Source organism: Companilactobacillus halodurans (assembly GCF_009600985.1).
Classification (GTDB): domain Bacteria; phylum Bacillota; class Bacilli; order Lactobacillales; family Lactobacillaceae; genus Companilactobacillus; species Companilactobacillus halodurans.
This window is the reverse complement of sequence record NZ_VDFP01000009.1, coordinates 17,661-32,716: the sequence shown is the minus strand read 5'-3', so window position 1 is coordinate 32,716 and position 15,056 is coordinate 17,661. Positions and strand designations below refer to the sequence as shown.

Sequence of the window (15,056 nt, the reverse complement as noted above, 5' to 3'; positions counted from 1 at the left end):
AACCCCTTTAAAAGACGACTCCACTTTCAAGTATGATATTTGAATATGGTGTTTCCTCACCAGTACGGATAAATGCTTTCGTGCTACTCAAATTCTGTTTCATTTCTTCATGTGGAATAAATTCAATCGGTGTTTCGCCGATTACTTTTCTAACTGCAGCTAGTTGATCTGGATTTTTTGTTTTAATTTCTTCAGCCAGATAAACTTTTTGAACTTCTAATTCACTTAAAATATTTTCTAGAACTTGCATAAAACTAGGTATGCCTGCTTCAAGCGCAAAATCGATTTTTTCAGTATCATCTGGAACTGGCATGCCTGCGTCACCAATTCCAATGGTATCAAAATGGCCCATTTGGGCGATGACACGCGATATATCAGAGTTAATAACCCTCGTTTTTTTCATGAAATTCTCACCTTTTCTGCAATCGTTTTCAGGACCAATACTACCATGTCCTATTATCCAAGTAAATATTCTATCAATATGCTGACTAGCTTAGCAAGTTTATAAAAATACTTGATAAATTTTAAAAAACATTCTAATATCCTAAGATATAAACAAGAAAAGGAATCACTATGAAAAGAACAATTAAATTAAGTTACTATCTGATAGTCTTTGTCATCTTTGGTCTTATCGGACTTTAGATGCCGCTTTTAGGGGATGATCTTCACTGGGGGACGTATTTTGGTAGCAATTATTTTCCTAATGGAATCTTTTTAAAATACGACGGGCGATATCTTGGAGACTTCCTCGTCATCTTGTTGACCAAAATACGTCCTGTTGCGTTTATCGCCTACGGGACTTTTGTAACAGCAATCGTTTATCTGATTCAAAAAATTAGAGACCAAATTGCTACACCAAAATCATTAGGATTGGTTTCATCGACCTTAATGGCAACATTTTTATTAATAATGCCCAAGACAATTTTTAAACAAACGCTGGGGTGGCATTCTGGATTTTCCAACTATGTCACGTCAGCGATTTTTCCGTTATTGATGCTTTTTTTAATCCTGAAAAATTATGATAACAAGGAAGTTCACTACTATCGAACAAGCGTAATCCTGATTTTTATAGGTTCAATTGCCGCACAATTTTTTGCTGAACACATAACGGTTCTAAATGTTATCAACGGAATTTTAATCTGGATTTTTCTAAGAAAACATTTTGGAAAAAGATTTCAAAAGATTCTTAAATTAACAATTGCTGGAAATATTATTGGTGCATTTTTAATGTTTATCAACAAAGCCTACATAACTGTTTTAACGGGCAAAGACTCCTATCGTTCGCTGGACTCAAAAAATTCCGGCAACATGATTCACTATTTTGAAACTATGGACCAAAAGAAATTAATCCTGCTTTTGGGAGCCCTTTTGATATTCACAATTGCAATAATTCTTTACACTTTGAAACTGAAAAATAAAAAGCAAAAAATTGCTAACTTTGCCTTGCTTTGGTCAGGTTACGTTGCCGTATTGCCCTTTGCAGTCGTCTCGCCTTTTGGTTCCAGATGTACTTTTGCAACCTACCTATTCTTGATAGCCATTGTCATAATCAATTTTGACTTATTATTGTCAGCTTACGAAAAATTCATTTTGCCAATCGTAACGATAATTTCATTAGCCTTAGGATTAAGAATGGATTTAATCTCGCATGATTATCACAAAACTTTTAACATGCAAATTCAATATTCACTTTATCAAAATAGTCTCAAACGAAATACGCAATATTTCCCACAATATAAAAACACCGATTATATTTGGGCAACTTCACCGATTCAATCCGATACAAACTTTGCGGAACTTTATGTAACCAATAAAAATCGTCAAATGTTGCCTATCAGCTATAATGACTGGACAAGCATTGCTAATAAACTTAATAAAAAGCATATCAAGAATCCCACAAATTATATGAAGAAATTTGACAAAGAAGTTATTCAAAAAGAAAACAATTAATCAAAAAAAACAGATGATTTTAGGAAAAAATCCTAAATCACCTGTTTTTTTAAATTCAATCTTATGAAAGATCTAATTGTGCTTCGTCGACCCATTCATCTGTAGCAACACGATACATCTTAACTCCATTAATAATTGCGTAGCCATCTGTCTTCCAAACAGTGCCACTTGGCAATTCTTCAGTTAAAATGTCGCCTTGTGAATTGTAAAGCGATGCTTTTTTCATAGTTTTAATCGAACTCATTGGCATTTCAGTAAATAGAACTGATTTTTCGACTTCTACATACTCATCGGTGGCTACGTGATAATACAATTTATTATTGATTGTCACGATACCTTTAAACTTAAAAGGAGCATTAGCCTTCAAAGTTCGTGTGACAGTCTTTCCGTTGGCATGTACTATCTCAGTTGCTCTATTGAAGGTTCTGACAATCCCTGATTTTTCAGATACAAAATCTTTTGCCAAAACCCATTGCTTATAACCGACTAGATAATATTTGGCACCATTTATTTCTGTGGTTGCTTCAACGCCTGAAGAAGCAAGGGCTGCATCTGTCTTATTACTGATATTTTTTACGTCTGTAATTTTTACTTCAATCCGATTCTTTGGTTGATCATTAGATGGATTGCTTGGTGGGGTCGTTGATGACGGCGGTGTTGCTGGGGTTACTGGAAAATCCGGTACGTCGTCGTAAGTTTGATTCTTTGTGTAAACCAAATTTATGACTTGCGGATTTTGTGTGTAATTGCCCTTCAAAGCTTCTGGATTACTCAAAGCATATCCATCCACTGCTCCGTCAGCTGTTAAATCAAAGCTGTCGCCGATATTTTCTCCATCAATCGTCTTTGTCAAAGAAGCTCCATTTACAGTTATGGGAGCACCCGTAGTATCGACATAATTTAAAGTAACATTAGGATGTGCTTGCCAAATCAATGGTTGACCATTAGTGATAATCGTTTCAAAAGTTGTACCATTGTTGACTTCTCTAATATAAGCATCTGCATTAGAACTATAGTTCCAACCTAAATGACCGTAAATCAATGTTTTAGCGCTAGGATCAGCACCGACCAATCGATAATTATCATTGCCTAAATTATCCAAATTATCATCTACTAGATTTGCTTGAGGACCTGAATAAGAGAAGTGATAAGTATTAGCTATATCTTTACCATCTATGTCTAAAACTTTGGGAGCGGTAAACTCAATTGGTTGACCGGTCACAGCATAGACTGGCGTTGGATTAGATAAGGTGTTATTTGCTGCAACGATAGTTACTGGTTTGCCAGTTTCAACGCCTTTTAGTGGCGTAAAATCAGTGATAGCAGAATCACCTAATTCAATCAGGTGATAGCTTTGATCATTATTAGCAAATTTAATCAAAGTAGGAGCAGCTTCAGCTAATCCTTGATCATTTAAACCACTATCTGAAGATAACTTCGTAATACCTGTCATTTCCATATAACTAATTGGTGTAACATCGATATTTGCAAATTGACTGACATCAATTTCTTTGCCATTTGAATTACTATAATCTCCATCAATGATCAATTGGTTAAACTTTAGATTATATAATGGCGTCAAATTAGTATCAGCATTACTGTCATAAGCAAGCATAACTTGTAAATAAATCGTTACGTTGGAAGGTAAAAATTGTAAATATTGCAAACCATTTAAACTTTCAATTGGAACATCATCTTGGTCGCTCATTGACGTAGTACTTTGTGAAGCTGGCAAACCTACTTCAGTGGGATTTCTCATTTCAAAATTGGTCAACATTAAATTCAATGTTGAACCAGTGAATTTCTTGATAGCACCAACAGTCAATGGCGTAGTGTTTGGAATATTCAAACCATAATCAACCATTTTACCTAAAATAGGATCTGTAAAATTAACAACGGTGTCGTCAGTAACATCGCTAGGTATCGTGTACAAATCACTAGGAATTGTCGGCGTTGTCGGCGTGGTCGTACCTGGACTTGGAGTTGTTGACGTTGTAGTGCCACTCATATTAGGTGGCGTTGCGTTACTAGATGGTGTGGTAGTTATTGCTGCTCCAGCATTTGTATTGACTGTTGTACCTGAGGTTGAGGTACCGGTCGTTGTGGTACTTGAAGTTGAAGTACTTGGTGCTGTAGTACCCGATGCTGTGGTTCCTGTCGTTGTCGTACCTGAGGTTGAAGTACTTGGTGCTGTAGTACCTGATGCTGTAGTACTTGAGGTTGAAGTACTTGGTGTTGTGGTACCCGATGCTGCGGTTCCTGTCGTTGTCGTACTTGAGGTTGAAGCACTTGGTGTTGTAGTACCCGATGCTGTAGTAACTGAAGTTGTAGTACTTGAAGTTGTGATTCCCGTTGTTGAAGTACTTGAAGTTGCAGCATTTGAGGTTGTACTGCCTGATGTTGAAGTACTTGGTGTTGCAGCGGTACTTGTCGAATCAGTTGGACTAGTTCCAGTTACACCTGTAGAAATCGTTGTTCCAGTACTTACAGTTGTGCCAGAACTGGAGGTAGAACTAGGGGTTCCTGTGGCAGCTGTTGAATCATCATCCGAACTACTTGAAGAATTATTGGAACTAGGTGTAGTTGTAGCACCAGTAGTCGGAGCTGTGCTTGTGGTGTCTGAACTGGTAATTGTTGAGCCAGTTGAGAGCGTCGTTCCTGTATTCAAAGTGGCTCCACTAGACTCAGAACCTGAGGAAGTTGATACTTCTGGACTACTAGATGTAGAAGTTGAATCAGTACTTGAAGTCGCATCATCAGCATTACTATTCGACGTTAGGATCGTACCAGTATCTGCAGTACTGGTCGCATCTGCTTTAACGGTTTGATCTGACAATGAGGTCAATATCATCGCTGAAAACAGCGTTGCACCGATATAGATTCCTTTTTTGTTTATTAACATTTCAATCACCCTTTTCTGTTTCAAGGGCTATATTAATCAGTTATTATCGAGATACCAAACATAATCATGAGACAATATTATATAAACAATCAGCGTTAGCTTAACTGCCTCAACCGATTGGCAAGATTACCGAATATATAGACCGTTAGTACAGAGCGATTTACGGTATAATTTTTTTCATAGAACCAATATTTTGTTAATATTCAATCAATTTTTCTTTTAACAGAACTAAATTTCGACAAATAATATTTCATAATAAAGCGCTATAATCCTTTAATATCAAGGCTTATAAGCAGTTAGTATTAAACCGATTATTTTTTATTTCACTTTTGGAAAAAGTCTCTTACAAAAAATGAGTTAAAATCATTAAATATCGATAGTAAACTACGAATTGTAATAAAGATTGACCTCGGATATATTGAAATTAAATTTTAAGTACATTGGCAGTGTACATGAGAATTGATAAAAATATAGACAAAAAAAGATGTTCATGGTCGGCATACCACAAACATCTTTTAGAGATTAATATTTCACACACACTATAATTAAATAGTAGCCTTAAATTGTTGTTCAACGACATCGTACATGGCAACGTACTCATCAGGAGCAACACGTAAGAAAGGCATACCGTTTGACGTATTGATGACTGTATCTGTAGCCCACTTGCTATTAGGTGCAAGCGATACGTCTGTTTTTTGTACTAAATTATGATCATAAACTTTAACAGCTTTATCAGCACCGTCAAGTGATTGAACCTTAATAGTCATTTGACGGTTTTTGTATGCAAATCCATCTTTTGAACTCAAGAATTGATTTGGTGCGACTTGGAAGTAATCAGTACCATTGATACTTTGAGTTTTAGCAGCTTTCCAAGTGCTGTTTTTTTGCAAAGCAACGTTGATTTTATCCCCATTTTGGTTATACAGCTGTGCTTCGTCGCTACTTACTTGAGCATAATTTCCTTGGCTTACTGATTGAGCATTTACGTCAGTAGCTGCCCCAATTGTGCTAGTTACAGCACTTCCTGCACCCATTAGTGCGCACACTAAGAGTAAAATAAATTTTTCATATTTTTGACCTCACTATATTGTCGTTAATTCCCTCGTACACTATTTTTTGGCAGAAAAATAGCGTACACAAAAATTGATTTTTTAAATTCATAGAACAAATATTTTAATATTTCACACACTGCTCATACATTTTCGGCATAATTATAAGCAACTTAATAGTACAAGCATTTATCCACTATTACAACAAAAAACTCTAATTTTTCTTGCTTTTTTCTATAAAAATTTCTATATAAATATTATCAAAAAAAGAAGAAAATGTTATAAACGTTGGTACTATTTACTTTCGTAGACATATATTACATGAAGATAATCTTTTCCAAAAAAATATTTTTTACAAAATTTTATCTTAAATACAAATTTTCACTCATTATCTATTAAAGACTAAAAAAGGGACTACCAATTCATCAAATAAATTGATAGTCTCTTTTGAACTCGTGAGAAAAATTTTTCTCTAAGTTCTAACTAGTATTTTTCTGTAAAAGATTGTTGAATGACGTACCACATACCTACGTACTCATCAGTTGCAATTCTAACGAATGGCATTCCATCTGAAGTGGAAATCACACGATCTGAATACCAATAAGTACCAGGAGCTAGAGCGACTTTGGAACTCTCAACAAAGTTGTGATCATAAACTGGGACATCCTCATCAGTCGTAACTCGGATAACTTCCGGTCTATCGCGATAAATATAGCTATCGCTTGAATTCAAATACTCATCTTTCCCAATTTGGTAATAATTTGTTCCATTGATATCAATCGTTTTACCAAGATACCAATCACTATTCTCTGATACAGCCTTATCGAGCGAATCGCCTTTTGAATTATACATTTCTGCAGTGCGATAAGCATCGACAAAGTACCCGCTAGTCACGGATTCAGCCTTGACACTTTGGACAGGTATAAATGAAAATCCAAAACCTAGTAGAAGAATGAATAACACTACTACAAATTTTTTCTTCATTTTTTATACTTCCTTAGTCTCCTTAGACTATCCAAAGTATAACTTGTTTAAACATATTTAACCAATGTTTTGCATGTTTTTTATATCATGCATTAATGACTTGTTATCATTTAATTTAGCTAGATAATAAGCTAAATTATAATGGTCTTCATAAGCTTGTTTATGATTAACGCCATTTTGTAAGGCTAAAGCAGCTGAATAGTTCAACTCATCTAAGAAATATGAAACATTTCTCTCTTGAGCAAAATCTAATCCTTCTTGACTTAGTTGATAAGCATCATCATATAACTTCATTTCGTCAAATGATTGAGCAATCATTTTATAAATAAAGAGAATTTCTAAGTCACTGGCATTATCGATATCTTTTTCTTCTTCAAAGGCTGCAGTGATCATTTTGAAATAATATGATGCTTGATCGGCAAAACCTTGATTCGAGTATCGTAAACCTTTGAACAAATAAGCTAATAAAGTATAAACATCAGTTTCATCAGATTTGGTATATTGTAGTACCTTATCGAACGTAAACATTGAAGTTTCAATATTGTTCTTCCAAAAGTCCAAAACACCATTGATCAACTCGTATTGTTTCCAATCATCGTTGCTCAATTTACTTCGTAATGAATCAATCTCTTTATCCAAACCATCAATATCTTTTAGTAAGGCTTTTTCTTCAATTTTATCAAGAATATTTTCTTGATTGTTTGCTTTAGATGAAAATTCACTAAATACATCGTTTAAAGTTAAGTCTAATCTTAGGCATATTTTGATTAGAATATTTACAGTTGGTGCAACATTATGTTTCTCTATTTTACTAATAGTATTTTGAGTACAAACATCTTGAGCCAGCTCAACTTGAGTTAAATTCATTTCTCGTCGTTTATTATAAATAATAGATCCAAGAAACAATGGCAACACACTCCTATCTTTGCTTTGACATTTATCAATAATACTATAATTACTAACAAAAATATACATATATGGGTTACAAATATTAAATAAATCAAATCTATAAGATTTTATATTTCCAAAATACACAAAAAAAGTAGTTGAACAGATGTTCAACTACTTAACTGATGCGGGTAAGAAGATTCGAACTTCCACGGAGATAACTCTCCACAAGATCCTTAGTCTTGCGCGTCTGCCAGTTCCGCCATACCCGCGTACGAGTAATACTATACACATAATTAAGAAAATTTTCAAGGCAATTTTTGAATGTCCTTGAGATATTTCAAATGACCGTGGCATTTACCGCAAACGAAACGTCTAGTATTGATTTTTTTGACTCGAAAATAAGTTTGATGACAGTTCTGACATTGATAAAGATGATACTTCCGATTCTTCACGGAACTAGTTATCGGAGAATAACGCAAACCTCCCACTTGCTTCAGCAAAGCTTTAAAAGTTCGGTCCTTATGCTGAGCTGGCAAATGGTCATTATATAAGTGATAGTGACACAATTCGTGCTTGATCACACCTACCAAGGTTTCATAACCAAAGTCTTGATAGATTTTAGGATTAATGTCAATGTGACGATCATTCAAGTGAAAACGGCCACCAGTCGTCCTCAAACGATTATTAAAACAAGCATAGTGAATAAAAGGCTTCCCAAAATCATCTTGGGAAACCTTTTTTATTAATTCTGTTAATTCTAAATCAGTCATTAGGCTAAATTAGTCAACTTTTGAATTAGTTTTGAAAACTTATCCATGTATTCGTCTTGTTTCTTTTCAGCTTCATCAAAACTGTGGCGATCAACTTGTTTCTTGTCACCAATACTAGTTGTCATTTCTGAACAAGCTTCAACATACTTCTTAAATGCAGATACTAATGAAATATGCGTACCCATCAAACGAGCAGGAGCTTTGCCCTTTTCCAATTTAGCTAAAGTTGTTTGATAGTTCTTAGTTCCGGTTGTGAAATCTTTTTGAACCCTTGCATATTCCACATCATCCATTTTATCCACTTTGCTACGATCCAAAGCGTCACGAATCTTTTCAAATTCTGGATTTAACTTATCTTGTTCATCTTGAATCGATTGAACAGTTTCATTGATCAATTGACCATAATTCATAGCTTTCTTTTGTGCGGCATTCATAACAATTACCTCTTATTTTCTTCTTGAGTCTTTTCAGTGTAAATATCCTTTTCGATGGTAAATCTTGGACGTTGTTTAACTTCGCTAAAAATCTTACCAACATATTCGCCGATGACACTGATACTAATCAATTGTACACCACCAAGGGCCCAGATGGATATCATTAATGACGACCAACCTACGACGACGTGACCATTGATTTTTCTAACAAAACTGTAAATCAACAGCAAAATACTAATTAAAACAATTAGAAAACCTAAGCCCATAATCATTTTGATTGGAACGATTGAAAATGACGTGATACCGTCCATCGCAAACTTAATCATCTTTCTCAATGGATATTTCGATTCTCCAGCAAATCGTTCTTTTCTAGCATAGTAGACCTTAGCCGATTTGAATCCAACTAAAGGAACGATTCCTCGCAAAAAGAGATTTCTTTCTTGATAACTCAATAAAACATCGCAAGCTCGTTGACTGAGCAATCGATAATCAGCTGAATCAGGAACAAGTTTCACGCCTAGAAATCCCATGAACTTGTAAAATAGTTCAGCAGTACCCCGTTTAAAGGCAGTATCAGTGTCACGATTATTTCTAACGCCATAGACTACTTCTGCTCCCTTTAAATACTCATCAACCATTTTAGGAATGGCATTGACGTCATCTTGCAAGTCGGCATCTATCGTTATAACGGCGTCAGAATCCTTGGAAGCACTCGTCACACCGGCCAATAAAGCGCCTTGATGTCCAAAATTACGACTTAACTTAACCCCAGAGACAAAGTGATACTGTTTTGAGAAACCATCGATCAATTGCCAAGTTTTATCACGACTACCATCATCAACGAAAACAATTTTACTATTTTCAGTAATCTTCCTTTCATCAACTAAATTTTGTAAAATTGCCATTAATTCTTTGGTCGTTTCATGCAAGACTTCCTCTTCGTTATAACAAGGAACGACAATACTTAACTTAAATAAATCAGACATTAACTTTTCCCCATTTCGATCCAACCCATTCGCAAATCTTAAAGAGACCTAAGCCACCTAAAATTGCAATTACAGGTAAAAATTCGAGTCGATAGCGACCCTGCACTTCAATCAATAATTGTACAACAGCGTATGCCATCAAAGGTAATAATATCAAAAACATCTCTTTATCGTGCGATTTTTTCCAGAGACATAATGAACCAATCCAAGAAAAGATAATCAGCATGACGCTTCCTAAGTAACCAAGAAGCTTTATATGATTAGTTAAACTTAGAGAATGTTTAGTTTCTAAGCCTGTGAAGTCAATTGTTCCTGATCTTCCAGCCCAAAGCGTTTCATTTTTATGCCAGAATAATTTCAGCCAACCATGCGTTGCATTCAAATTAGCAACATTTTCTTTGATGACTTGATGTTCCTTTTTACTCATCTTGTTGCGGCTTTCACTTAAATCAAACCGGTTCACCATCCCTTGATCATATGAACCATTTGAATTAGCATCTAGTCCAACGACGAATTTCCACTCCGAATCGCGATTCGAGAGCCCAAAAGAGTTTAAACCGGAACTTTTGACCATTAAGCCAGCTCCAGAAAAAATCACTTGGTAAATAACTAGCGTAATCAAAACTTTTAAAATTTTAGACCAATCGAATTTATTATTAGAAATAAATAAGAACAATAAAGCGTAAACGACGATTCCTGCAATAATAACTGGACCTATCGGTCTAACAATACTGCCAAGTCCCAAAGTTACTCCGGCTAAAATATAAGACCAATAACGGTCCTTTAGAATTAAATAAAACGTCAATAAGAAAAACATCATCCCGATATATTGATTATCAGCTTGGCTATTCAGTGCAAACCAATCTAGGTCAATCATTAGTAAAAATACGGCTAAACGAGCAATTTTTACTTTATTGAACAATTTGATGGAAAGCTGATAAACCAAATACAAAATTACAACTTGATAGAAAACATTCAATAATTGAACCGCAATGACATGGTGCCCAAAAATTTTGACGACGCCCATAACATAAACTAAAAAGCCAGTTTGATAGGCCCATTTAGCAAAATAATCATTATCGTGAACAAAAATATTTTTCCCCGACAAAGCCTTTGGAGCTGTAGTCCAAAAGGCCTTAAAATCACTGATTTGCGTTTTAGGAACAATTGCTAACCAAATTACAGCAACTAAGATAAATATCAACAACATGCTAATTAAAATCAAACGATTGAGTTTTAAATCATCGTCTCGAATCCTAAACAGCAGATAACCGACTCCTAAAGTAAGAATAATGGCACAAAGAAGAACCAGTATTGCTAATACTGGTTCAATTTTTAGATAATTTACTGTGTAGAAACTTCCCATTTGAATCAATACAACAGATGTAAAGATTCCCACGCAAATAATAATTAATTTGCTAATAACATTTTGAAATTTACTTAGCATTTTACTCCTCGATATTTGCTACTTTCTGCGGCTTCTTTAGGAAGTCCCCTAATTTAGATACACAAGTATTAATGTTGTCCATACTTGCGGCATAGCTAAATCTGAGATGACCTTTACCACCAACACCGAAGAAACTACCTGGCAAAATTGCTAAGTGTTCTTTTTCTAGTAAATCGTTGGCAAATTTAACATCATCTTGTTCGTATTCATCAGGAATCTTAGCAAATAGGTAGAATGCCCCATCTGGATCTGGACAATCGAAACCTAATTCGTTTAAGCCCTTATGTAAAACATCACGTCTTGCCTTGTATTGATCCCTCATAGAAATTGGATCGTCATACCCGTTGGTATAGGCTTCCAAGGCTGCATATTGCGTGATTGATGAAATAGAAGTTGTAGCTAATTCGTGAATCTTATTGATTTGCGAAATAACTGCTGCTGGTCCACAAATAATACCAAAACGCCAACCAGTCATAGCATGCGACTTAGACAATCCATTCAAAAGAATCGTTTGCTCAGGTAAAATTTTACCAAATGACACATGCTTGAAATTATAGGTCAATTCACTATAAATTTCGTCACTGATCACAAAAACATCATGTTGCTTCAAGACGTCTGCCAATGCTCTCAGTTCATCTTCTGTATAACTAACGCCAGTAGGATTACTTGGGAAATTAAGCAAGAAAATCTTGATACGTGGATTAGTTCTAAATGCTTCTTTCAATGCTTCAGGAGTGACCTTAAAGTCTGTCTCTGAAGTGTCAATATAAACTGGTGCGGCACCATTGAAGTCGGCATCCGGTCCATAAATCGTAAATGATGGTGAAGGAATCAAAACCTCATCACCGTCTTGCAAAATTGCATTGAATGCTGAGAATACACCCTCAGTTACACCCGCTGAGGCTATGATTTGAGTTTCAGGATCATAATTCAGATCATATTTGTCATGTAAATAGTCTGCCACAGCATGCAAAAGTTCATGAATGCCTTCAGGCACAGTATAATGTGTCTCATTGTCGTCAATTGCATCTTTGGCGGCTTTTTTGATATGTTCTGGGGTTGGGAAATTAGGTTCCCCAACAGTCATATTGACCACCCCTGGAATACTCTTTGCTTTAGCATTAAACTTAAAAATCTCTTGTTGCTTAATGGCAACTACAGACGGTTTCATAAGGGAGATTAAATCACTTTTCACTATAAACACCTCTTTTAGAAGATTACACCTTTATTCTAACATACGATAATTTAGAAAAAAAAAGACATTCAATGAAATGAATGTCAAAATATGAAACTTCTAATAATTATTTTTATTTATTTAACATCAAAAACGGTGTATGGAGAACGGCGCTTGTGAGCTGTCTTTTTAAACCAGTTTTCGATGATTTCAGCACTTGCTTCTTTGATGTCTTTACCTTCAAGGTAATCATCAATATCCTTGTAAGAAACCCCTAAAGCCTTTTCGTCTGGGAGACTTGGACGGTCCTCTTCTAAATCAGCAGTAGGAATTTTCTCATACAAGTTCTTTGGTGCAGATAATTTTGCTAATAAAGCTTTACCTTGACGTTTATCTAAACGGAATAACGGCGTTACATCAGCAGCACCATCTCCAAATTTAGTATAAAAACCAGTAATATTTTCAGCTGCATGATCAGTACCCACTACAACTCCATTGTTATCGCCAGCAATTGCATATTGAGCAATCATTCGCGTTCTTGCTTTGATATTGCCTTTATTGAAATCAGAAATAGTCATTCCATTAGCTTCAACAGCTTTCACCATTGAATCAACACTATCTTTGATATTCACTCTCACGACTTTATCAGCTTGCATCCAATCAATAGCTTGCATTGCATCTGATTCATCGGCTTGTTCACCATATGGCAAACGTACAGCGATAAATTGATAGTCGTCATTGCCTGTTTCTTTTCGCAATTCAGTCATGGCCATTTCTGACAACTTACCTGCTAATGTGGAATCTTGTCCGCCAGAAATTCCAAGAACTAAAGTCTTTAAAAAACTGTGTTGTTTCAAATAATCTTTAAGAAAATCAACGGAACGACGTATTTCAGTTTCAGGGTCAATTTCTGGTTTTACTTGTTCAAATTCAATAATTTCTTTTTGTAGTGGTCTCATTCTAGTCACCTAATCTAATATTGTTTACATCATTTCTGATCTTTTCAATGTACTTCATCTTGTGACTGTAAAGTTTTGAGGAAAGGTCAACTGGATAAACTTGAGGATTTAAGATACGTTTATACTCATCCCAAAGCGAATCCAAATTAGCATTGCAGTACTCTTTGATTTCTTTAACATTTGGCAAATCATAAACTAATTTACCATCGACAAAGATGTCGTGAAGCAATGGTTTTGCTTGGAAGTCTTCAACAGTCTTATTAATATACGTATATTGTGGATGGAACATGTAAAGCGAACTGTGTTCTCTAGGATCTTCATTCCAGAAGGTTACGTAATCCCCTTCTGATTTGTCGTTTTTTTCATTGTTAGTAATGCGCCAAACTTGTTTCTTGCCTGGCGTGGAGATTTTAGCAGCATTGCTGGATAGTTTCAAAGTATCCATCATATTGCCCTTATTGTCTTCAATGCTTACCAACTTATAAACCGCACCTAAAGCAGGTTGGTCAAAGGCTGTGATAACTTTAGTACCGATACCCCAAACGTCAATCTTGGCATCTTGCATCTTCAAATTAAGAACAGTCTTTTCATCCAAGTCATTAGAAGCATAGATTTTAGCATTAGGGAAACCAGCCTCATCCAATTGCTTTCTAACACGCTTAGAAATATAGGCCATATCTCCAGAATCGATTCTGACACCGAGGAAATTGATTTTGTCGCCCATTTCACGAGCAACTTTAATTGCACTAGGAACGCCACTTTTCAAAGTATCGTAGGTATCAACTAAGAATACGCAATTCTTGTGCGTTGTAGCGTAGGCTTTGAAGGCATTATATTCGTTTCTATATGTTTGAACCAAGGCATGAGCATGAGTACCTGAAATAGGAATGCCGAACAATTTACCTGCAAGTACATTGCTTGTAGCATCAAAACCACCAATATAAGCAGCTCTAGTTCCCCAAATAGCTGCATCGACTTCTTGTGCTCTACGTGATCCGAATTCCATTACTGGGTCGTCGCCACAAACATTTTTAACACGAGCAGCTTTAGTAGCAATCAATGTTTGGAAATTGACCATGTTTAATACAGCTGTTTCAATCAATTGGCATTGAGCTAATGGTCCTTCAACTTGCAAAATAGGTTCTTCGTTGAAGACCAAGTCGCCTTCTAGCGATGAACGAACGGTACAGCTAAATTGCATATCTTTGAGCCAACGCAAGAATTCTTCGTCAAATTCACCATACTCGCGCAAATAATCGATGTCAGAGTCGGAAAATTTGAGGTTCTTCAAATAATCGACTACGTGTTCAAGTCCTGCAAAAACAGCGAAACCATTGTCAAAAGGCAATTTTCTGAAGTAAACTTCAAAAACAGCCCGACGGTTGTGTAATCCTTTCTTCCAATACGTATACATCATATTTAATTCATAATAATCAGTATGTAAAGTTAAATCCTCATCTTGAAATTGAGTCATCATATCTCCCTTAATTAATTGACATTTTATTTCAGG

13 protein-coding genes and 1 tRNA gene are annotated in these 15,056 nt (G+C 35.5%); 1 reads left to right on the top strand and 13 read right to left on the bottom strand.

What is annotated here, in order from left to right:
* Positions 1–7: 7 nt before the first annotated feature.
* A complete protein-coding gene (gene rbsD, locus FHL06_RS05870) occupies positions 8–403 on the bottom strand; it encodes a D-ribose pyranase (RefSeq protein WP_153385301.1) in 396 nt (131 codons plus the stop codon).
* A 239-nt stretch (positions 404–642) separates the two neighbouring features.
* On the opposite strand from rbsD, the gene FHL06_RS05865 reads away from it, so the two are divergent.
* Positions 643–1,950: a DUF6056 family protein gene (locus FHL06_RS05865; protein ID WP_153385300.1), complete on the top strand. Its 1,308-nt coding sequence runs from the start codon at positions 643–645 to the stop codon at positions 1,948–1,950.
* Between the two features lie 61 nt (positions 1,951–2,011).
* Here FHL06_RS05865 and FHL06_RS05860 read toward each other — a convergent pair whose 3' ends face one another.
* The 12 genes from FHL06_RS05860 to FHL06_RS05805 all read right to left on the bottom strand — a co-directional run bounded on the left by FHL06_RS05860 (position 2,012) and on the right by FHL06_RS05805 (position 15,023).
* Positions 2,012–4,852 carry an SLAP domain-containing protein gene (locus FHL06_RS05860; protein ID WP_153385299.1) on the bottom strand — a complete coding sequence of 947 codons (2,841 nt, stop codon included), beginning with the start codon at positions 4,850–4,852 and terminating at the stop codon, positions 2,012–2,014.
* 545 nt (positions 4,853–5,397) lie between these two features.
* Positions 5,398–5,886 (bottom strand): SLAP domain-containing protein, encoded by a 489-nt coding sequence (locus FHL06_RS05855; RefSeq protein ID WP_153385298.1) that lies wholly within the window; start codon positions 5,884–5,886, stop codon positions 5,398–5,400.
* 498 nt (positions 5,887–6,384) lie between these two features.
* Positions 6,385–6,885 carry an SLAP domain-containing protein gene (locus tag FHL06_RS05850; protein WP_153385297.1) on the bottom strand — a complete coding sequence of 167 codons (501 nt, stop codon included), beginning with the start codon at positions 6,883–6,885 and terminating at the stop codon, positions 6,385–6,387.
* Between the two features lie 57 nt (positions 6,886–6,942).
* Positions 6,943–7,791, bottom strand: a complete 849-nt coding sequence (locus FHL06_RS05845) for a helix-turn-helix domain-containing protein (RefSeq protein ID WP_192917951.1) — start codon at positions 7,789–7,791, stop codon at positions 6,943–6,945.
* 168 nt (positions 7,792–7,959) lie between these two features.
* A tRNA-Leu gene (locus tag FHL06_RS05840) sits at positions 7,960–8,045 on the bottom strand.
* 36 nt (positions 8,046–8,081) lie between these two features.
* A complete protein-coding gene (locus FHL06_RS05835; RefSeq protein ID WP_153385295.1) occupies positions 8,082–8,546 on the bottom strand; it encodes a SprT family protein in 465 nt (154 codons plus the stop codon).
* On the bottom strand, positions 8,546–8,980 hold the full coding sequence (locus FHL06_RS05830) for a hypothetical protein (RefSeq protein WP_153385294.1): 435 nt from the start codon (positions 8,978–8,980) through the stop codon (positions 8,546–8,548). Before FHL06_RS05830 ends, FHL06_RS05835 begins: the two co-directional genes overlap by 1 nt.
* A 5-nt stretch (positions 8,981–8,985) precedes the next feature.
* On the bottom strand, positions 8,986–9,966 hold the full coding sequence (locus tag FHL06_RS05825; protein WP_153385293.1) for a glycosyltransferase family 2 protein: 981 nt from the start codon (positions 9,964–9,966) through the stop codon (positions 8,986–8,988).
* A complete protein-coding gene (locus tag FHL06_RS05820; RefSeq protein WP_153385292.1) occupies positions 9,959–11,413 on the bottom strand; it encodes an ArnT family glycosyltransferase in 1,455 nt (484 codons plus the stop codon). The genes FHL06_RS05825 and FHL06_RS05820 overlap by 8 nt, the downstream gene beginning before the upstream one ends.
* Position 11,414: 1 nt before the next feature.
* Positions 11,415–12,584 (bottom strand): aminotransferase class I/II-fold pyridoxal phosphate-dependent enzyme, encoded by a 1,170-nt coding sequence (locus FHL06_RS05815; protein ID WP_153385291.1) that lies wholly within the window; start codon positions 12,582–12,584, stop codon positions 11,415–11,417.
* Positions 12,585–12,724: 140 nt separating this feature from the next.
* Positions 12,725–13,546 carry an ammonia-dependent NAD(+) synthetase gene (gene nadE, locus FHL06_RS05810; RefSeq protein ID WP_153385290.1) on the bottom strand — a complete coding sequence of 274 codons (822 nt, stop codon included), beginning with the start codon at positions 13,544–13,546 and terminating at the stop codon, positions 12,725–12,727.
* A gap of 1 nt (position 13,547) precedes the next feature.
* On the bottom strand, positions 13,548–15,023 hold the full coding sequence (locus FHL06_RS05805; protein WP_153385289.1) for a nicotinate phosphoribosyltransferase: 1,476 nt from the start codon (positions 15,021–15,023) through the stop codon (positions 13,548–13,550).
* Between the last annotated feature and the right edge of the window lie 33 nt (positions 15,024–15,056).